Raw genomic sequence first — 18,736 nt, 5'->3', positions numbered from 1 at the left:
CAACTGACTCGACGCGAGCCATTCTGCGCGCACGTTATGCCCTGTGCTGCCTAGACACAAACATTCGGTAGAAAAAAGCCCTTGTGTCGCAACGGATTCACCCCCACCGGTTGGACCGATGGGGGTGAAATTCGCTGTGTGAGCGGCCGTACGGCTATGCCACGGAGGGCAGGAACGGCAGTCGGCGCGCCTCGTACGAGTCGATGTCAGCGGCGTGCCGGAGGGTTAGTCCAATGTCATCGAGACCCTCCAGCAAGCGCCACCGGCTGAAGTCGTCCAGCGGGAACGACCAGCTGGCCTCCCCCGCCCGGAGCTGCCGGGCGGTCAGGTCGACGGTCACCGGAGTGGTCGGATCCGACTCGACCAGATCCCACAACTCTTCGACGGCTTTCAATTCCAACTCGACCGGCAACAGGCCCTCCTTGAGGGCGTTGCCCCGGAAGATGTCGCCGAAGCGGGGCGCCACCACCGCGCGGAAGCCCCAGTCCCGCAGTGCCCACACGGCGTGTTCCCGGGAGGAGCCGGTGCCGAACTCCGGGCCGGTGATGAGGATCGACGCCCCGGAATAGCGTTGATCGTTGAGCACGAATGCCGGGTCTTCCCGCCAGGCGCTGAACAGCCCGTCGGCGAAGCCCGTCCGGGTCACCCGCTTGAGGTACACCGCGGGGATGATCTGGTCGGTATCCACGTTGGACCGGCGCAGCGGCACGGCGGTGCCGGTGTGGGTGGTGAACTTGTCCATCTCCTGGAGTCCCTTCTACAGGTCGGCGGGGGCGGCCAGCCGGCCGGCCACGGCGGTGGCGGCGGCGACCGGCGGGGAAACCAGATGGGTACGCCCACCCCGGCCCTGACGGCCCTCGAAGTTGCGGTTCGAGGTGGAGGCGGAACGCTCGCCCGGCTTCAGCGTGTCCGGGTTCATCCCCAGACACATGGAGCAGCCGGCGAACCGCCACTCCGCCCCGGCGTCGGCGAAGACCTTGTCCAGACCCTCGGCCTCGGCGGCCTCCCGCACGGCGGCGGAACCCGGCACCACGAGCATCCGCACACCGTCGGCGACCCGGTGACCACGGAGCACGTCGGCGGCGGCCCGCAGGTCCTCCAGACGACCGTTGGTGCAGGAGCCGACGAACACCACGTCGATCGGCAGCTCCCGCAGCGGGGTGCCGGGACGCAGGTCCATGTACTCCAGGGCGCGGCGCGCGGCGGCACGCTCCGAGTCGGTGACGAACTCCTCCGGGTCCGGCACCGGCGCGCTCAGCGGCGCACCCTGCCCCGGGTTGGTGCCCCAGGTCACGAACGGGGTGACCCGACTGGCGTCCAGGGTCACCTCGGCGTCGAAGCGCGCGCCCTCGTCGGTGGGCAGCGTCCGCCACCACGCCAGCGCCGCGTCCCAGTCCGCGCCCTGGGGCGCGTTCGGGCGACCCTTGAGGTACGCGAAGGTCGTCTCGTCCGGCGCGATCATGCCGGCCTTGGCGCCCCACTCGATGGACATGTTGGCGATGGTCATCCGCCCCTCCATGGAGAGGGCCCGGATCGCCTCGCCGCGGTACTCGACGATGTGCCCACGCCCCCCACCGGTGCCGACCTGGGTGATCAGCGCGAGCACCAGGTCCTTGGCGGTGACGCCGGGAGCGAGGCGGCCGGTGACGTTCACGGCCATCGTCTTCGGCCGGCTCTGCGGCAGCGTCTGGGTGGCCAGCACGTGCTCCACCTCGCTGGTGCCGATGCCGAAGGCGAGCGCGCCGAACGCGCCGTGGGTGGCGGTGTGCGAGTCGCCGCACACGATCGTCATGCCCGGCTGGGTGACACCGAGCTGCGGGCCGATCACGTGCACGATGCCCTGGTTGTCATCACCGAGCGGGTGCAGCCGCACCCCGAACTCGGCGCAGTTACGGCGCAGCGTCTCGATCTGCGTACGCGACGTGGGGTCCGCGATGGTGAGCAGGTCACCACGGCGGAGGCGGAACGCCGGGTCGGCGTACCCGGTCGGGGTGTTGTGGTCCTCGGTCGCGAGGGTCAGGTCGGTACGACGCACCCGGCGCCCGGCGAGCCGCAGCCCGTCGAACGCCTGCGGGCTGGTCACCTCGTGCAGCAGGTGCAGGTCGATGAAGAGCAGGTCCGGCTCACCAGCGGCGGACCGTACGACGTGCGCGTCCCAGACCTTCTCGGCCAGGGTCCTCGGCTCAGGAGTGACTCCCACCATCTGGACATCCTAAATTCTGGGAGGTAAGTTTCGGCTTGTGGGACACAGTATGAGCGGTGTCGGCGTTCTCGACAAGGCGGTGGTCATCCTGGCCGCCTGTGTCGACGGCGCCAGCCTGGCCGAACTCGTTGAACGCACCAAGCTGCCCCGAGCCACCGCACACCGGCTGGCGCAGGCTCTGGAGATCCACCGGATGCTGGTCCGGGACACCCAGGGCCGATGGCGGCCCGGCCCCCGGCTGGGCGAGCTGGCCAACGCGGCGCCGGACGTCCTGCTGACCGCCGCCGAGCCGCTGCTCGCCGCGCTGCGCGACGCCACCGGCGAGAGCGCACAGCTCTACCTGCGCCGCGCGGACGAGCGGATCTGCGTGGCGGCGGCAGAGCGGGCCAGCGGCCTGCGGGACACGGTTCCGGTCGGCTCGGTTCTACCGATGACGGCCGGCTCCGCCGCCCAGATCCTGCTCGCCTGGGAGCCGCCGGAAGCGGTGATGCCGTTGCTGCCGCGCAGCAAGTTCACCGGCCGGACCCTCGCCGAGGTACGCCGCCGTGGCTGGGCGCAGAGCGTCGCCGAACGGGAGGCCGGTGTGGCGAGCGTCTCCGCCCCGATCCGCGACCGCACCGGCCGCGTGATCGCCTCGGTCAGCATCTCCGGCCCGATCGAGCGCCTGGGCCGCCGCCCCGGCGAACGCCACGCCATGGCCGTCGTCCGAGCAGGCCAACGCCTGTCCGGCCTCTAGTCCCGCACCCGCCGCACACCGCACGCCGCACACCGCCCGCCGCACACCGCCCGCCGCACACCGCCCGCCGCCCGCCGCCCGCCGCCCGCCGCCCGCCGCCCGCCGCCCGCCGCACCAAGATCCGCGCAACTTCCCCGATGTTGCTGCCTCCGACGCGCGGGAAGCAGCAACTTCCCCGATGTTGCTGCCTCCGACGCGCGCAAGGCCGCACCATCCCCGATGGTGCGGCCCTCAGCGGTGGGACCTCCGCCGCCTCCGGTGATCAAGAGGTTTGCGTCAGCGCTTACGGCGTGTCGTGACGCAAACCTCTTGATCACCGGGAGCCAGGGGCCGGGGGCGGGGCGCCGGGGGCGGGGGCGGGGCGCCGGGGGCGGGGGCGGGGCGCCGGGGGCGGGGCGGGCCGGGGGCGGGGGCCAAAAGGCCGGGCGCCACGGGAACGGGAAAGGCTCGCCTCGCGACAGCGAGACGAGCCTTTTCGTTGTAGCCCCGACCGGATTCGAACCGGCGCTACCGCCTTGAGAGGGCGGCGTCCTGGGCCGCTAGACGACGGGGCCAGAACTTCTTCCGTTCACCACCCTCGCGGGCGGTGCGGCAGTAGTCTAGCGGCACCGCCCGCGAGGGTGAGCACGGGGTGGGTGCCACCTCGGCGCGCCCTCAGCAGACACGAAACAGCCCGCCTCACCAGGTGAGACGGGCTGTGCACAATGTAGCCCCGACCGGATTCGAACCGGCGCTACCGCCTTGAGAGGGCGGCGTCCTGGGCCGCTAGACGACGGGGCCAGAACAACTTTCGCTCCCCCACCCTACGCGGGCGGAGGAGCTGCACTCCACCGGAGGCGACTCCACCCCCGGAGGAGCGGAGTCGAACTCCGTCAGAATCCAGCGTCTGAAATTCTTACGAATTCCAGCAGCGCTGGGGTACCAGGACTCGAACCTAGACTAACTGAACCAGAATCAGTCGGGCTGCCAATTACCCCATACCCCATTGGCCCCTTGCGGCGCCGGGAGTGAACTTTACCCTCCCGGTGCCGGCAGGCCAAATCCGATCCCCCCGAACCACCCGTGAGCTGCGGAAACAGGGGCATCAGACGAATCAGGCGACGGGAACCACCGGGTTGGTGAGCTCGCCGATGCCCTCGATCCGCACGCTGACCGTATCCCCCTCGACGAGCGGGCTAACCCCGGCCGGAGTGCCGGTGAGAACGACATCGCCGGGCAGCAGGGTCATCACGTGCGAGATGTACGACACCAGGCCCGGTACGTCGAAGACCATGTCCTTCGTCCGGCCGAGCTGGCGTACCTCCATCTCCTCCGGGTTGCGACCCACCTCACAGCGGATCTCCAGGTCGGAGACGTCCAGACCGGTGGTGATCCACGGACCGATCGGGCAGAACGAGTCGAAGCCCTTGGCCCGGGTCCACTGCCCGTCCGAGCGCTGGAGGTCCCGCGCGGTGACGTCGTTGGCGCAGGTGTAGCCGAAGATCGCACGTTCGGCGGCGGCCCGGTCGGCGCGGCGCGCGCCCGGCGCCCCGATGACGACGGCGAGTTCCGCCTCGTGCTCGACCTGCTTGGAGAAGATCGGCAGTCGGATGGCGTCCCGGGGGCCGATCACCGAGGTGGACGGCTTGAGGAAGAGCAGCGGCTCCTTGGGCACGTCGTTGCCGAGCTCGGCGGCGTGGTCGGCATAGTTGCGGCCGACGCAGACGACCTTGCTGGGCAGGATCGGCGAGAGCAGCCGAACGTCGGAGAGGGCCCAACGGGCCCCACTGAAGGTCAGATTGCCGAACGGGTGGCCCTCGATCTCGGCGATGGTCAGGCCCTGCGGCCCGGCCTCCGGTTCGCCTTCGACGGCACCGAACGACATTCCCTTGGCATGGGCGAAACGAGCGATACGCACCCCGCCAATCTAGCCCCGCCCGCACCCCGACCGACCAGGACCGGCCGCCGGGTGTGCTCAACCCGTCACCGCGCGGCACCCTATCGGAGCAGGAGGTGAGCGGGGCGGTCTTCCGGACTTCGTACCCGCACGGAGGCGACTCGCCCCTACCGTCGGCTCCGGAGGTTCGTTCGTATGCCTGCATCGACACGACACCACAGAGCCCTCGCAGTGTTCGTACACTGCCTCGGCATCCTCGCCGCCGTGCCGGCCCTGCCGGCGGCGGCACCGGAGGCGGCGGCCACGCCACGACCACCGGCCGCCACGCCACAACCGACGGCTGCGGCGCCGCGTTCGACGGCCGCGCCCCCGGCCGGCCCCGCGACGCCACGACCGAGCGTGGCGGCGTCCACGACGGGGACACCCGGGCCGGCCGTCACCCGACCGCCGGTGGCGATGGTCGCGCGGGTGACCGAGCCCACCCCGCCGTCGGCGCCGCCGGCGATGGCACCACCGTCGCGGGCACCGGCGTCGGCGCCGCCGCAACAGGTCACCGTCGCGGTCGCGCCGGAGAACAGCCCGGCACCGAGGTACCGGATCCAGGTCCGCAACGTGGGCAACGCGCCCGTGGAGACCACTGTGCGCCAGGAACTGCCGCCCGGCTCGTCGCCGACAGCGATCAGCGGCGGCGGCCGGTCCACCCGGGCCGGCGGTTCCGCCACCGAGGTGACCTGGCGGTTGAGGCTGCCGGCGCACAGCTCCACCACGCTGGGAACGGCACTCGCCGCGACCGCGCCCGGCCAACCACTGACCGCCCCGGCGTGTGCGTTCACCAGCGACGGCACCCGGCCGTACGACTGCGCCACGGCCACCTGGAAGGCGGCTGCGGCACCGGCGGCCGAGGTCACCGAGGCGCCGCCCTGGCGGCGGTACCCGGTGCTGCTCGCCGGGTTGGCGGTGCTCCTGCTGATCAGCGCGGCAGTGGTGTGGGTGTGGCGACGTCGGCGTGGGCGTCGGGTGACGGCCGCCGCGCTGGCCGACGGCGGTGGGCCGGGCGCTGGACGGGGGACGATCTACCCGCGGCCGGCGACTCCGAAGCCGACGCGGCGTCGGCGTACCCCACCGGTCTGGTTGTTGGTGGGCGCCGCCGTCGCGGTGCTGGCGGGCGTCGTCGGCACCGCCGGGTGGACGGCGACCCGGCAGGTCTCGCAGATCGACACGCAGAAGCAGCCGACCAGCGGCGCGTGGATGGGCACCGGGGTCGCCGGGCCGGTGGGCGTGCCGCTGCGGGAGTCGGCGTTCGAGTTCACCGTGTACCGGATGGCGTGTGGCGCGCCCGGCTCCGCCGGGGGGACCGACGGCGGTGCGGCACCGGCCAACGGCCGACGCTGCCAGGCCACCGTGGGCGTGCGCAACGTCACCGGCGACCACCAGCCCTGGCACGGTCAGCTGCAACGGGCGTACCTGCCCGGCGGGCGTTGGGTGAGCACCGACGAGCCGGCCACCAGGGCGGCCAACCTGGGTCGGGACGTCTTCGCCGACCCGATGGCGGCGGGTACCCGGATGGTGCTCCCGCTGGTCTTCACCGTCGACGGCCGGGACCCGCCCCAGCAGTTGGAGTTGCGCAGCGGAGTGTTCTCCGCCGGGGTTCGGGTGCAGATGCCCTGACCGGGCGCGCGGGCGGCGGTCGTACCCTGGGATGCGTGACCGCCGTCCTCGCCCCCGCCGTGCTCGACGCGGCGGAGTGGCAGGCCCGTCGGCGGGCCCACGAGGAGCGGATGGACGTCTGGCTGGCGCCGCACCTGGCCCGCCGCCGGCGCGGCGAGCGGCATCCGGTGGCCGACTTCCTGTTCACCTACTACTCGCACCGCCCGGCCCAGCTCCGTCGCTGGCATCCGGGGGCCGGGGTCGAGCTGCACGGCGCCGATCCGGCCGAGTTCGGCCGGGACTACCGCGCCACCGCCGCCGGGGTCACCCTCGACACCGATGGGGTACGCGCACGGCGCGGCGAGTCGATCGCCTGGATCCGCTCCCTGCTGGCGGCCACCAGCGGGCGGGCGCCACACCTGGGCTGCTTCGGGATGCACGAGTGGGCGATGGTCTACCGGCAGACCCAGGCGGAGCTGCGGCACAACGCCTGGCCACTGCGACTGAGCCCGGAGCGGACCGCCGCTGTCGTCGAGGAGCGGGGCGTGCGGTGCAGCCACTTCGACGCCTTCCGGTTCTTCACGGCGCCGGCCCGACCGCTGAACCTGCTCACCCCGACCCGGGAGACGCAGCACGCCCTCGAACAGCCGGGGTGCCTGCACGCCAACATGGACCTGTACAAGTGGGCGTACAAGCTGTCCCCGCTGGTCGGTTCGGAGCTGGTGGCCGACGCGTTCGAGCTGGCCACGGAGATCCGCACACTGGACATGCGGGCCAGCCCGTACGACCTGGCGGCACTCGGCTACCCGCCGGTGCGGGTGGAGACGCCGGAGGGTCGGGCGGAGTACGCGGCGGCACAACGCGCCTTCGCGGACCGGGGCGCTGTGCTGCGCGCCCGGCTGCTCGCCGCCGTCCCGGCCGACTAGCGCGCCACTTGTCCGGTTGCCCGTCGACCAGCGCGGCTGCCGCCCTCGATCGCGTCGACCCGAGCCTGGAACGTGCGCTCCGTGGGCGGCGCAGGGGTCAGTCGCTGTCGGCGCGGCGGTCGCGCTTGCGCTGGGACTGGCGTTTCTTCTCGGCCAGCCGGCGTTCCTTGGCCCCACGGGACGGACGGGTCGCCCGACGGGCCGGCGGTGGGGGCGCGGCGGCCTCCCGCAGCAGGGCGGTCATCCGTTCCCGGGCCGCCTCCCGGTTGGCCAGTTGGGCCCGGTGCTCGCTGGCGGCGATGGTCAACACCCCGTCGACCAGTCGGTTGGCCAGGCGCGCCAACGCCCGCGACCGCAGCGACTCGGGCACGGCCGGCGAGTTGGCCAGGTCGTAGCTCAGCTCGACCCGGGAGTCCGCGGTGTTGACTCCCTGCCCTCCCGGCCCCGAGGAACGGGAGAAGCGCTCCCGCAGTTCCCCGGCGGGGACGACCCACCGGTCGGTCACCCGCAGTCCGTCGTCCACGCCCTGAGGCTATACGGCGAGGCCGGGCACCCGTCCCCAAGATCCGCACAACATCGGGGATGGTGGTGCCTCCCGCCTGGCGGACGCAGCACCATCGGGGACGTTGTGCGGATCGTGGCCGGCACGGCGCGCCGCGGATCGTGGCTGGCGCGGGACGCCTGCCTAGCGGCGCGGAGGTTCACTCTGCGTCGGTGACTGGCCGGGTGCCGGCCCGGCGGTTTCCTCGTCCGAGCCGACGGCCGCGTACGCCACCGCGCCGAAGAGGAGCAGGGCGATCACCCCGGCCTTGACGGCGACACCACGGATCAGCAACCAGGCGCCTCGACGGGCGCCCGGCACCGATTTCTTGACGGTCTGGTAATCGTTCCACCCGCGTCGTGCCCGGGCGTACGCCGACCCCACTGCACATCCGATGAACAGGCCCACCAGCAGGAGGACCGCGAGAAGAGGACGCTCCACCTCCGCCAGTATCCATACCGACCGTAATATTTCCATGGCCCGATGCTGTCCGGCCGGATATCTGACACTGGAGGCCGTCCGGGCAGCTCAGCCGCCCTTGCCGATGATCGTGTCGGCGGTCTGCTGCACCTGGTCGATCGGGATGGCGAACCCGATGCCGATCGACCCGTTGCCGTCGATGGTGGCGATGGCGGTGTTCACCCCGACCACTTCACCGCGGGCGTTGACGAGGGGCCCACCGGAGTTGCCGGGGTTGATGGACGCGTCGGTCTGCACGGCGGTGTGCCGGTTGTTGCCCAGTCGCACCTGACGGTCCAGGGCGCTGACGATGCCCGCGGTGACCGTACCGGCGAGACCGAGCGGCGAACCCACCGCGAGGACCGGCTCGCCGACCCGGGTCGCACCCGGTTTGGCCAGGGGCAACGGGGTCAGACCGGCCGATGCCGGGACCTTCAACACCGCCAGGTCGCTGCGGGGCTCCCGTCCGACCACCTCGGCGGCGAAGCGGCGGCCGTCGGGCAGCTCCACAGTCACCGGCCCGCCACCGCCCTTGGCCAGGATGTGGTCGTTGGTGATCAGGTGCTGCTGGTCGTCGACGGCGAATCCGGAGCCGGTGGCGGAACCGCCGTTGACGGATCCAGCGCTCGCGGAACCGGCCGTCGTACCGCCGGCCAACACCGACACCACCCCGGGTACGGTCCGTTCGGCCGCCGTGACCAGTTCGGCCGGCACCGGGGCGGCGGACGCGGCGGAGGCACCGGGATCCCCGTACTGTCCGGCGACCACGCCACCGGCGACGGCACCCGACACCGTGGAGATCGCCACCACGGCCAGCGCGGCGAGCAGCCGTCGGGATCGCCGCCCGCCCGGTTCCCGCTCGGGCGGCTCCCACCAGCCGCGCCCGTCCGGGCCGAGTTCCGGTGAGATGAACCAGGGGCCGCGCGCTTCGCCCAGTCCGGTCTGCACTGCCATGCGTACTCCTCACGGTCGACGTCGGTGGTGCGGCGATCAGGGCAGTCGGGAGAACCAGCGCATCGAGCCGGCGGCGGCACCCATGGCGAACACCAGTCCGAGGCCGATGAACCGGGCCGAGACGTCCTGCCGTTCGGTGCGGTAGCCGACCGAGCTGCCGATGTCGTCGTACACGGCGCGTAGCTCGTCGGAGGTGCTGGCCTCGTGGAACATGCCGCCGGTCTCCTCGGCGACCGCCTTGAGGGTCTGCCCGTCGACCGGCACCTGGATGGGGCGTCCGCCGCGGTCCACGAACCCGGACGGTGTGCCGAACGAGATGGCGTGCACCGGCACCTCCGCCGTCACCGCCTCCGCGGCCGCCTCCATCGGATCCATTCCGGAGGTGTTGGCGCCGTCGGAGAGCAGGATGATCCGTGCCGGTGGCGGTTCCTTCGCGGCTTCGCTGTCCAGGCTCTTGACCGCACCGAGGGACGTGTTGATCGCCTCGCCGATCGCGGTGCCCTGCACACCTGTGATGCCCTCGGCGAGCCGCCCGATCCCCTCGTCGAGGGCATCCCGGTCGGTGCTCGGCGGCACCAGCACCGCCGCGCTGCCCGCGAACGCGACAAGGCCCACGTTGAACTCGTCGGGCAGGCCCTCCACGAAGCGCCGGGCCGCCTGTTTGGCGGCGGCCAACCGGTCCGGGTCCACGTCGGTGGCGAGCATCGAGGTGGAGACGTCCACCGCCACCATCACCGTGGCGCGTTCCCGCGGCACCCGGACCTCCGCGCTGGGTCGGGCGAACCCGACCACGAGCAGCGCCAGCATGGCCAGGAAGAGCCCGGCCGGTACGTGTCGACGCCAGGCGGGTCGCTCCGGCGCCACCCGGTCCAGCAACCGCAGGTTGGTGAAACGGACGGCGTACCGGCTCCGTCGCCGCTGCACCACCAGGTACGCGACGACCAGGGCGAGCACACCGAGCAGCAGCCAGAGCCGCAGCGGCGACTCCCAGATCACGAGGCACCTCCCCGTCGTTGGCCGGCCGGCGCGGCGGCGAGCCGACGCTGGGCGTGCACGTGCCGGACGATGTCCGCGCTCCAGTCACCGTCGGTGCGCAGCGGCAGGTGCGTCGCCCCACTGCGACGCAACGCCTTCTGGACCTGCTCGCGCTGCGCGGCGGCGGCCTGGGCGTACCGCTCACGCAGCCGACGATCCGATGTGGACACCTCTCGGCGGCGGCCGGTCTCCGGGTCGACGAGCGTGATCAGGCCGACGTCCGGTAACTCCAGCTCACGTGGGTCGGTCACCTCGATCGCCAGCACCTGGTGCCGGGCGGCCAACCGGCGCAGCGTCCGCTCCCAGGGCGCCTGCTGGTCGGGGTCGTCGGGCAGCCCGTCGAGGAAGTCGGAGACCACCACGACCAGGCCGCGCCGGTTGGCGATCCGGTGCAGGGCGTCGAGTCCGTCGGCCAGGTCCGGCAGTCCCACCGCCAGCTCGCGCCCCGCCCGGTCGGCGGGTGCGGTGGCACGCGGGGCGGCGAGCAGCGTGCGGAGCAGAGCAAGCAGATGGGTACGTCCGCTGCGGGCCGGGAAGCGGCGTACCCCGTCGGCACGCAGCACCTGGGCTCCGAGGCGGTTGCCGACGCCCGCGGTCAGGAAACCGACCGCCGCGACGGCGGCCACCGCGAGCTCCCGCTTGTCCAACTCGGCGGTGCCGAACTCCATGCTGGCGCTGCCGTCGACGAGCAGCCAGGTGGTGAGTTCACGGTCGGCGTCGACCTGCCGGACGTGTGGCACGGTCGTCCGTGCGGTCACCGCCCAGTCCATCCGGCGTACCTCGTCCTCGCCCGGCCGGTACTCACGGCTGCCGGCGGGTTCGCTGCCGGGGCCGGGCAGGAGGCCCCGGTACTGGCCGTGCAGCAGACCGTTCAGTCGGCGGGTGACGGTCAGTTCCAGGCGACGCAACCGCTGGTCGGGGGCCAGCTCGGCCAGGCCGGGGTCGGCCTGCGCGACGTGCGCTCGTCTCATGCCGCCGCCAGGTCCGGCGCCTGCTGTGGCTGCCCGTGGGCCAGCCGAGGTGGTGGCACCGCCTCGATCAGCCGGCGCACCACGCTCTCGGCCGACACTCCGTCGGCGACCGCGTCGAAGGAGAGCACCAGCCGGTGGGCGAGGACGTCGACGGCGAGTTCCCGGATGTCCTCGGGCAGCACGTACTCCCGTCCGCGCAGCAGGGCCTGCGCTCGGGCGGCCGCGACCAGGCCCAGGGTGGCCCGAGGGCTGGCCCCGTACGCCAGCAGCGGGGCGATCTCCGGTAGCCCGAACCGGCCCGGGTCGCGGGTGGCGAGGATCAGCCGTACCACGTACTCGGCCAGGGCGTGGTGGACGAAGACCCTCTCCGCGTGGGCCTGGAGGTCCCGCAGCCGTTCGGCGTCGAGCACCTGGCGCGGGGTCGGCCGGTCGGTGCTCATCCGGTAGAGGATGGCGAGTTCGTCGGCGTCGCTCGGGTAGTCGACCACCACCTTCATCAGGAACCGGTCGCGCTGTGCCTCCGGGAGCTGGTACACCCCCTCGGACTCGATCGGGTTCTGGGTGGCCAGGACCAGGAACGGCGCCGGGACGGGCCAACTTCGTCCGCCGATCGAGACCTGCCGTTCGGCCATCGCCTCCAGCAGTGCCGACTGGACCTTTGCCGGGGCGCGGTTGATCTCGTCGGCCAGTACCAGGTTGGCCATGATCGGGCCCAGCTCGATGTCGAAGGTCTCCTTGGAGGCCCGGTAGATCCGGGTGCCGACGATGTCGGAGGGGACCAGGTCCGGAGTGAACTGGATCCGCGAGAAGGTGCCACCAACCACTGTGGCGAGGGTCTGCGCGGCCAGTGTCTTGGCCACGCCGGGGACCCCCTCCAGGAGGCAGTGCCCGTTGGCGACCAGTGCGGTGAGCAGGCGTTCGACGAGGCGATCCTGCCCGACGATCACGCGTTTGACCTCGAAGAGGGTCTGTTCCAGCTCGACGCCGGTCGGCTCGGGTTCGACCGCGCTGGGCATGCTGGCCAGGGTGTCCGAGATGTCCGTCACGGTGCTTGCTTCCCGGGCAGGTGCCCGGCAAACGTCGGATTGTGCGGCCCGGGAGGGCCCGGGGTGACCCGAACGGGGATGAACTGCGCGGAAGGGTGACGACCGGCGCGAGCCGGGCGAGAACGCCCGATCGACTCGGCTTCACGACGGGGACGCCCCTGAGCGGGACACCCCGGAGTCCGGGACGCCGAGTCGACCAGAACCAGCCCGGCCCCCACGCACGAGGCGTGGGGGCCGGATGCCGGTTCGGTTCGTCAGGGAGTGTGGGTGAGGAGAGTGAAGCCCAGGTCAGCCGGGGTGCCGGCCGAGTTGCGGGTCTGGATGAAGACCCCGTTGGGCGTGCCCAGCCGCGGGGCGACCGAGATCTCGCCGGCCGGCGGGATGCAGCAGGAGTCGGAGCGCGAAATGGTGGCCAGGAACGCGCCGGCCGAGACGTTGTAGCCGAACTGCACCTCGTACTGACCGGCGCCGTACTTGATCACGGTTCCGGTGCCGCGCGCCTTGGTGCCGTTGGAGTTGACGACGGTGTACCAGTTGGCGGCTGCCAACGTAGTGACCCCACCCGCCGCCAGCGCGGCCTTCGCCGACCGTGCGGACTCGGCCGTGACCGGCGGCTGGTTGCTTGTGCCGCGCGCCGCCGGCTGGACGGCCTCCTGCGGCGCCTTCGCCGACGGTTGGGCGACAGCGATGCCCCCACCAGCCAGGCTGAGCGCCAGGACAGCGAATGTGACCGCTGCCGCCTTACGTCGGAAGAATGAGCTCATGACAGGTCCCCCTTGTGTGACCGGGTGAATTCGGCCGACCCGCGGGGCGGGACGGATGACTGCCCACTAATAGGCGAGGCGACGGCGGCAGGGCGAAGGAAAGCTTTTCACCTACCCTCGATGAGGTCTAATCCTCACCAATTTTTACCCCCTCTGAGCTGGTATTACTACTCAGAGTTGCGTCGTTTGAGCCAGATGGAACGTAGCACCGAAAAAAGCCGGGAGTCAATAGTTGATCTCACTTTGTCAAGCTGTCAATCAGCCGTCAGGAAATTGTGAAAAGTGAGCGCTGCGCCATTCACAAAATAGCGCTCACGGCGTCGCCGCTATGATCACCACCATGATCGTGGACGCTGAGCCCGTACCCGCACCGATGTCGGGGCGGCACCGCGGCGCTCCGCTCGGCACGGTGCTCTGCTGGCTGGTCGTCGTTCCGCCCGCCCTCTGGGCCGCCCTCCGGCTGATCGGCCTGGACCGCGGGCCGCTGGTGCAGGCGCTCGCCTTCACGCCGTACGTCGCGGGCTTCAGCGTGCTCGCCCTGGGCCTCGCGCTCGCCCTGCGGCGCTGGTGGCCGGCGGCTCTCGCGGCCCTGGCGGCGGTGGCACTACTCGGCGTCGTCACGCCACGGGCGCTGGCCTCGCCGCAGCCGGAGGCGGGTGGGCCGACAGTGCGGCTGCTCACCGCCAACCTGCTCGCCGGCGCCGGTGACGCGCGGACACTCGTCGAGCTGGTCCGACGGCACGAGGTGGACGTGCTCACCGTGCAGGAGTTCACACCGCAGGCGCAGGCGTCTCTGGATCAGCTCGGCCTCGACCGGCTGCTACCGCATCGGCAGCTCAACGCGGAGATCGGCACACCCGGCTCGGGGCTCTACTCGCGGTGGCCGCTGACCGACGTCGGACTCCGGCACAACCGCAACGGCTGGGGCTTCACCCAGGCGTACGGCACGGTTGCCGTCCCCGGCGCACCCCCGGTACGTGTCGAGTCGGCCCACCCGTCGGCGCCGTACGCGGTGGACCAGGTCGGCGCGTGGCGTGCCGACCTGAAGGCTCAACCACCGGCAACCCCGGACGGCGGCCTGCAGATTCTCGCCGGTGACTTCAACGCCACCCTCGACCACGGCCCGCTGCGGGCCCTACTGAGCACCGGTTACGTCGACGCCGCCGACGCCACCGGGGAGGGCCTGACCGGCACGTGGGGCCCGTACGACGGCGACCTCATCCCACCGGTCGCCATCGACCACGTGCTCGTCGACAGGCGCATAGCGGTCCGCGCCGTGAAGGTGCTCACCCTGCCCGGCAGCGACCACCGCCCCGTCCTGACCACCCTCACCCTCCCCCACCCCTAACCCACCCCACGCCCCTCTTGCTCTCGCCCCGCCCCTCTTGCTCTCGTCGATCAAGGAGTTGTGGTGGGTGCCTTGCAGGTATAAGACCCTTTTGTGCACCACCACAACTCCATGATCGACGGAACGAGGAGGGCGGGGAGCGAGGGGGCAGGGAGCGAGGGGGGTGGGGTTGGGTTAGACGGAAGTGGGGGCTAGGCCGTAGGTGAGGGCGTCCACCAGGGCGTGCCAGCTGGCCTCGACCACGTTCGGGTGCACACCCACTGTGGTCCAGTCCCGGCCGGCGCCGTTGGCGGTCTCCAGCAGCACCCGGGTCACCGCGCCGGTGCCGTGGCTGCCCTCCAGGATGCGCACCTTGTAGTCGGCCAGCTCGAAGTCGCGCAGCTGGGGGTAGTGCCGGGCCAACCCCACCCGCAGCGCCTCGTCGAGGGCGTTGACCGGGCCGTTGCCCTCGGCGGTGGCGATCACCCGCTCACCGCGTACCCGGATCTTGACGGTCGCCTCGGAGACCACCGCGCCGTCCTCGCGGTGCTCGACCAGCACCCGGTACGACTCCAGTGTGAACGGTCGGGCCGGGCCGCCCTCCGGCAACTCGGAGCGGACCAGCAGCTCGAAGGAGGCGTCCGCGGCCTCGAAGGACCAACCACCCGCCTCCAACTCCTTGACCCGCTTGGTGACCCGGGTCAGCGCCTCCGGGCTGCCGGCCAGGTCCAGGCCGAGCTCACGACTCTTGAGCTCGACGCTGGCCCGGCCGGCCATCTCGGTGATCAGGATCCGCATGTCGTTGCCCACCACCGACGGGTCGACGTGGTTGTAGAGCAACGGGTCGACCTTGATCGCGCTCGCGTGCAGCCCCGCCTTGTGGGCGAAGGCGGCAGCCCCGACGTATGCCTGGTGGGTGTCGGGGGCGATGTTGGCGATCTCGGCGATGGCGTGCGAGACCCGCACCATCTGCGCCAGGCAGCCGTCCGGTAGGACGGGCATACCCAGCTTGAGTTGGAGGTTGGCGACGACCGCGAAGATGTCGGCGTTGCCGGGGCGTTCGCCGTACCCGTTGGCGGTGCCCTGGACGTGGCGGACGCCCGCCTCCACTGCGGCGATCGTGTTGGCGACCGCGCAGGAGGTGTCGTTCTGGGCGTGCATGCCGAGCAGCCCGGCGTCGATGCCCAGCCGGTCGGTCAGGTCGGCGATCACGGCGGTCACCTGGGACGGCAGCATGCCGCCGTTGGTGTCGCAGAGCACCATCCGCTCGGCGCCCGCGGCGAGCGCGGTCTGCACCACCGCCGCGCCGTACGCGGGGTCGTGCCGGTAACCGTCGAAGAAGTGTTCACCGTCGACGAAGACCCGCCGGCCCTCGCGGACCAGGTGGCTGACGGTGTCGTGGATCATCGCGAGGTTCTCCGCGCCGGTGGTGCGCAGCGCGCGCTCGACGTGCCGGGTGTCGGCCTTGGCGACCAGCGCCACCGCCGGGGTCTGCGCGTCGAGCAGGGCCTGCACCTGGGGGTCGTCGGTGACGGCGACGCCTGCCTTGCGGGTGGCGCCGAACGCGACGAGCACGGCGTGCCGCAGATCCAGCTCGGTACGCGCCCGGCGGAAGAACTCGGTGTCCTTCGGCACCGCGCCCGGCCAGCCGCCCTCGATGAAGCCGACACCGAACTCGTCGAGCAGCCGGGCCACCGCCAGCTTGTCGACCACCGAGTAGGTGAGCCCCTCGCGCTGGGCGCCGTCGCGCAACGTCGTGTCGTAGACCTGGAACGTCATCAGGATCCTTTCTCGGAGCAACAAAAAGACCCCCCGCGGATGCGGGAGGTCTGCGCGCTCGGCGGAGGGGGGCCGGCGCGCTAGGTCGCAATAATCAGGTGGGTGCTGGTCACGACCGCAACTCTGCCACCCCGCCCCGGATTTGGGAGGAACAATCCACATGGCGGGATGATTACTGAGCGTTCGTTCAGTGCGAACGGTCGCTCGTGATCGGCTTCACAAGCCACCAGGCCGCTCACCGGCGTGAACAGCGGTGGGGAAGCATCGGTAACGGATCCGATGATGGCCACCGAGCCATCGGCAAGGAGGACCTGTGCTCACCGTCAGTAACCGCTTACCTGAGCACAGCCTCACCGCCTGGGTATCGCTGGACGTCACCAACGCGTCCACGACGATCAACCACGCGTCCCACGAGGGCAAGTGGCGTGTGGTCTCCGTTGGGTCGGTCGACGTCACAGTCGTCGGCCCGACGGAGATCACCGGAGTCTGACCGTGGGCCTGGACGCGATCAGGGCGGCCCTCCCCGAGTACGCCCGGGACATCGCGCTCAACCTGGACGCCACCATCGGCACCTCGCTGTTGACCCCGGCCCAGGCCTGGGGTGCCGCAATGGCGTGCGCGGTCACGGCCCGGAACCCGGTGGTGCTGCGGGAGGTCGCGGCCGACGCGCTCGGGCACCTCGGGCCGGAGGGTGTCGAGGCAGCCAAGGCCGCCGCCGCGATCATGGCGATGACCAACGTCTACTACCGGGCCACGCACCTCATCGGTGACGAGGGGTACGCCTCGATGCCGGCCCGGCTGCGGATGCGGGTCGTCGCCCGACCCGGCGTGGACAAGGGCGACTTCAAGCTGTGGTGCCTCGCCGTGTCGGCCATCGCCGGCTGCGGGGTGTGCCTGGAGTTGCACGAGAAGTCGCTGCGCGACCGGGGCTTCACCGGAGAACAGGTGCACGAGGCACTGCGGATCTCCGCCGTGGTGCACGCCGCGGCGGTCACCCTGGACGCCGAGGCCGCCCTGGCCTGAAAAGCCGCACGCTTCGCCCGAGCATCGCGGCCCTGCGCCTGAGCACCGCCACGCTCCCGCCGTTTCCATCCCCCGACAGCCGGGTAGCTCCCGTGGGGGAACGCACCCACCGACGCCGCGACGATCGGCGACAGTCAGGAGTGAACGGCATGGACAGGATCGATCCGCACGCCACCCACGCCGGGCCGGACCCGCTGCACGGCGGCGACCAGGGCGCGGTGCCCGGCGGTGCGCCCGCCGGCACCTTCGACCCCTGGCGCTACCGGGATCACGCCGGGGTGGCCGACGCCGACCTGGTCGGCTACAAGGTCGAGGCCACCGACGGCGGAGTCGGCAAGATCGATAGCGCCAGCCACGAGGTGGACGGCAGCTACCTGGTCGTGGACACCGGGCCGTGGATCTTCGGCAAGAAGGTGATGCTGCCGGCCGGCACCGTCAACCAGGTCGACCACGACCAGCGCACCGTCTCCGTCGACCGCACCCGGGACCAGATCAAGGCCGCCCCGGAGTACGACGAGACCAGCCACAGCGACCCGAGCTACCGGGATCGGCTGGGTGGCTACTACGACGAGACGTACGGCGCCCTTCCGCCGGGCACGGCACGCTGACGGCTCGACTCGACGGCCGGTGGGGCACTGACCCACCGGCCGTTACCGTGTGAGCGTGGACGCCATCGACGACAGCCGCCAGATCTCCCTCCCGGCCACCTTCAACTTCCGCGACGTCGGTGGCTACCTCGGCCACGGCGACCGGTCCGTACGCCGGGGCCGCCTCTACCGCTCCGACTCGCTGCACCGCCTCACCGAACAAGACCGCGACGCGTTCGCCGCGATCGGCGTCCGCACCGTGATCGACCTGCGCCGCCCCAGCGAGGTGGAGCGCGACGGCCGGGTGCCGGCCTACCAGGGGCTGACCTACCGGCACATCCACCCGGAGCACGACGACTGGTCGGGTACGCCGCACGAGGAGGGCGCCAGCCTCGCCCGGTACCTCGCCGACCGCTACGCCGCCCTGGCCCAGACCGGCACCGCCGGGCTGGCCGAGGCGGTCGGGCTGATCGCCGACTCCGCCAACGCCCCGGTCGTGGTGCACTGCGTCGCGGGCAAGGACCGCACCGGCATCGTCTGCGCGTTGACCCTCGCCGTGCTCGGCGTCGACGACGCGGACATCACCGCCGACTACGCGCTCAGCACCGAGGCGTCGGCCCGGTACAGCGCCTGGCTGGCCACCGTCACCCCGGGCGGGGTGGACGTGCCGGCGCCGTTCCTGGCCTCCCCCGCCGAGGCGATGCAGATCTTCCTGGACGAGCTGCGGGCCGGGCACGGGTCGATCGAGGCGTACCTGCGCCACGCCGGGGTGACCGACGAGCAGCTCGCCGCCCTCCGCGACCACCTGCTCGACGAGGCCTAGACCCAGCGAGGTTGGCCCGTCCCGCTCGGACGGGCCAAC

Annotated in this window: 19 protein-coding genes and 3 tRNA genes; 8 read left to right on the top strand and 14 right to left on the bottom strand. The window is 71.7% G+C overall.

Annotation, left to right across the window (positions count from 1 at the left end; all coding sequences use genetic code 11):
* Positions 1-154: 154 nt before the first annotated feature.
* Positions 155-742: a 3-isopropylmalate dehydratase small subunit gene (leuD, locus tag O7631_RS11820; RefSeq protein ID WP_269680690.1), complete on the bottom strand. Its 588-nt coding sequence runs from the start codon at positions 740-742 to the stop codon at positions 155-157.
* 15 nt (positions 743-757) lie between these two features.
* Complete coding sequence (gene leuC / locus O7631_RS11815) at positions 758-2,203, bottom strand: 3-isopropylmalate dehydratase large subunit (protein ID WP_269680691.1); 1,446 nt, start codon at positions 2,201-2,203, stop codon at positions 758-760.
* Positions 2,204-2,252: 49 nt separating this feature from the next.
* Between leuC and O7631_RS11810 the strand changes: the two genes are divergently transcribed.
* Complete coding sequence (locus tag O7631_RS11810; RefSeq protein ID WP_007456408.1) at positions 2,253-2,939, top strand: IclR family transcriptional regulator; 687 nt, start codon at positions 2,253-2,255, stop codon at positions 2,937-2,939.
* Between the two features lie 481 nt (positions 2,940-3,420).
* Here the strand turns inward: O7631_RS11810 and O7631_RS11805 are convergent.
* The 4 genes from O7631_RS11805 to O7631_RS11790 all read right to left on the bottom strand — a co-directional run bounded on the left by O7631_RS11805 (position 3,421) and on the right by O7631_RS11790 (position 4,836).
* Positions 3,421-3,493 (bottom strand) — tRNA-Glu (locus O7631_RS11805).
* A 153-nt stretch (positions 3,494-3,646) separates the two neighbouring features.
* Positions 3,647-3,719: transfer RNA gene (locus tag O7631_RS11800), tRNA-Glu, on the bottom strand.
* Positions 3,720-3,852: 133 nt separating this feature from the next.
* Positions 3,853-3,924: transfer RNA gene (locus tag O7631_RS11795), tRNA-Gln, on the bottom strand.
* A 108-nt stretch (positions 3,925-4,032) separates the two neighbouring features.
* Complete coding sequence (locus tag O7631_RS11790) at positions 4,033-4,836, bottom strand: fumarylacetoacetate hydrolase family protein (protein WP_278144285.1); 804 nt, start codon at positions 4,834-4,836, stop codon at positions 4,033-4,035.
* Between the two features lie 174 nt (positions 4,837-5,010).
* On the opposite strand from O7631_RS11790, the gene O7631_RS11785 reads away from it, so the two are divergent.
* Both O7631_RS11785 and O7631_RS11780 read left to right on the top strand, forming a co-directional pair.
* A complete protein-coding gene (locus O7631_RS11785) occupies positions 5,011-6,483 on the top strand; it encodes a hypothetical protein (RefSeq protein WP_278144284.1) in 1,473 nt (490 codons plus the stop codon).
* Positions 6,484-6,518: 35 nt separating this feature from the next.
* Positions 6,519-7,388: a 3-methyladenine DNA glycosylase gene (locus O7631_RS11780; RefSeq protein WP_278144283.1), complete on the top strand. Its 870-nt coding sequence runs from the start codon at positions 6,519-6,521 to the stop codon at positions 7,386-7,388.
* A gap of 97 nt (positions 7,389-7,485) precedes the next feature.
* Here O7631_RS11780 and arfB read toward each other — a convergent pair whose 3' ends face one another.
* From arfB to O7631_RS11745, 7 genes are all read right to left on the bottom strand, one after another.
* Positions 7,486-7,911: an alternative ribosome rescue aminoacyl-tRNA hydrolase ArfB gene (gene arfB, locus O7631_RS11775; RefSeq protein ID WP_145785134.1), complete on the bottom strand. Its 426-nt coding sequence runs from the start codon at positions 7,909-7,911 to the stop codon at positions 7,486-7,488.
* Positions 7,912-8,073: 162 nt separating this feature from the next.
* Entirely contained in the window at positions 8,074-8,370 is a 297-nt protein-coding gene (locus tag O7631_RS11770) for a hypothetical protein (RefSeq protein ID WP_278144282.1), read from the bottom strand.
* Between the two features lie 87 nt (positions 8,371-8,457).
* Positions 8,458-9,342, bottom strand: a complete 885-nt coding sequence (locus O7631_RS11765; RefSeq protein ID WP_278144281.1) for a trypsin-like peptidase domain-containing protein — start codon at positions 9,340-9,342, stop codon at positions 8,458-8,460.
* 36 nt (positions 9,343-9,378) lie between these two features.
* Complete coding sequence (locus O7631_RS11760; RefSeq protein ID WP_088991097.1) at positions 9,379-10,338, bottom strand: VWA domain-containing protein; 960 nt, start codon at positions 10,336-10,338, stop codon at positions 9,379-9,381.
* Complete coding sequence (locus O7631_RS11755) at positions 10,335-11,348, bottom strand: DUF58 domain-containing protein (RefSeq protein WP_278144280.1); 1,014 nt, start codon at positions 11,346-11,348, stop codon at positions 10,335-10,337. Before O7631_RS11755 ends, O7631_RS11760 begins: the two co-directional genes overlap by 4 nt.
* On the bottom strand, positions 11,345-12,394 hold the full coding sequence (locus O7631_RS11750; RefSeq protein WP_278144279.1) for a MoxR family ATPase: 1,050 nt from the start codon (positions 12,392-12,394) through the stop codon (positions 11,345-11,347). The genes O7631_RS11755 and O7631_RS11750 overlap by 4 nt, the downstream gene beginning before the upstream one ends.
* 254 nt (positions 12,395-12,648) lie before the next feature.
* Positions 12,649-13,158: a hypothetical protein gene (locus tag O7631_RS11745; RefSeq protein ID WP_278144278.1), complete on the bottom strand. Its 510-nt coding sequence runs from the start codon at positions 13,156-13,158 to the stop codon at positions 12,649-12,651.
* A gap of 373 nt (positions 13,159-13,531) precedes the next feature.
* Between O7631_RS11745 and O7631_RS11740 the strand changes: the two genes are divergently transcribed.
* Positions 13,532-14,506, top strand: a complete 975-nt coding sequence (locus O7631_RS11740) for an endonuclease/exonuclease/phosphatase family protein (protein WP_278147911.1) — start codon at positions 13,532-13,534, stop codon at positions 14,504-14,506.
* Between the two features lie 174 nt (positions 14,507-14,680).
* On the opposite strand, the gene cimA is transcribed toward O7631_RS11740, so the two are convergent.
* Positions 14,681-16,264 carry a citramalate synthase gene (cimA, locus tag O7631_RS11735; RefSeq protein WP_278144277.1) on the bottom strand — a complete coding sequence of 528 codons (1,584 nt, stop codon included), beginning with the start codon at positions 16,262-16,264 and terminating at the stop codon, positions 14,681-14,683.
* 313 nt (positions 16,265-16,577) lie between these two features.
* Here cimA and O7631_RS11730 point away from each other — a divergent pair, with 313 nt between their 5' ends.
* The 4 genes from O7631_RS11730 to O7631_RS11715 all read left to right on the top strand — a co-directional run bounded on the left by O7631_RS11730 (position 16,578) and on the right by O7631_RS11715 (position 18,697).
* Entirely contained in the window at positions 16,578-16,754 is a 177-nt protein-coding gene (locus O7631_RS11730; RefSeq protein WP_278144276.1) for a hypothetical protein, read from the top strand.
* Between the two features lie 2 nt (positions 16,755-16,756).
* Positions 16,757-17,287, top strand: a complete 531-nt coding sequence (locus tag O7631_RS11725; RefSeq protein WP_278144275.1) for a carboxymuconolactone decarboxylase family protein — start codon at positions 16,757-16,759, stop codon at positions 17,285-17,287.
* A gap of 149 nt (positions 17,288-17,436) precedes the next feature.
* Positions 17,437-17,895: a PRC-barrel domain containing protein gene (locus O7631_RS11720; RefSeq protein WP_145785144.1), complete on the top strand. Its 459-nt coding sequence runs from the start codon at positions 17,437-17,439 to the stop codon at positions 17,893-17,895.
* 55 nt (positions 17,896-17,950) lie between these two features.
* The gene (locus O7631_RS11715) at positions 17,951-18,697 is read left to right on the top strand and encodes a tyrosine-protein phosphatase (RefSeq protein WP_278144274.1); all 747 of its coding nucleotides are present in this window, start codon (positions 17,951-17,953) and stop codon (positions 18,695-18,697) included.
* The last annotated feature ends 39 nt before the right edge of the window (positions 18,698-18,736 follow it).

Source organism: Micromonospora sp. WMMD967 (assembly GCF_029626165.1).
In the GTDB taxonomy this organism is placed as follows: Bacteria; Actinomycetota; Actinomycetes; order Mycobacteriales; family Micromonosporaceae; genus Micromonospora; species Micromonospora taraxaci.
The sequence above is the reverse complement of the archived record's forward strand: the minus strand, read 5'-3'. Positions and strand labels throughout refer to the sequence as shown.

Coding starts and splice junctions, on each gene's coding strand:
- leuD (WP_269680690.1), bottom strand. CDS start 742: ATGGACAAGTTCACCACCCACACCGGCACCGCCGTGCCGCTGCGCCGG.
- cimA (WP_278144277.1), bottom strand. CDS start 16,264: ATGACGTTCCAGGTCTACGACACGACGTTGCGCGACGGCGCCCAGCGC.
- leuC (WP_269680691.1), bottom strand. CDS start 2,203: ATGGTGGGAGTCACTCCTGAGCCGAGGACCCTGGCCGAGAAGGTCTGG.
- O7631_RS11720 (WP_145785144.1), top strand. CDS start 17,437: ATGGACAGGATCGATCCGCACGCCACCCACGCCGGGCCGGACCCGCTG.
- O7631_RS11755 (WP_278144280.1), bottom strand. CDS start 11,348: ATGAGACGAGCGCACGTCGCGCAGGCCGACCCCGGCCTGGCCGAGCTG.
- O7631_RS11765 (WP_278144281.1), bottom strand. CDS start 9,342: ATGGCAGTGCAGACCGGACTGGGCGAAGCGCGCGGCCCCTGGTTCATC.
- O7631_RS11740 (WP_278147911.1), top strand. CDS start 13,532: ATGTCGGGGCGGCACCGCGGCGCTCCGCTCGGCACGGTGCTCTGCTGG.
- O7631_RS11745 (WP_278144278.1), bottom strand. CDS start 13,158: ATGAGCTCATTCTTCCGACGTAAGGCGGCAGCGGTCACATTCGCTGTC.
- O7631_RS11785 (WP_278144284.1), top strand. CDS start 5,011: ATGCCTGCATCGACACGACACCACAGAGCCCTCGCAGTGTTCGTACAC.
- O7631_RS11810 (WP_007456408.1), top strand. CDS start 2,253: ATGAGCGGTGTCGGCGTTCTCGACAAGGCGGTGGTCATCCTGGCCGCC.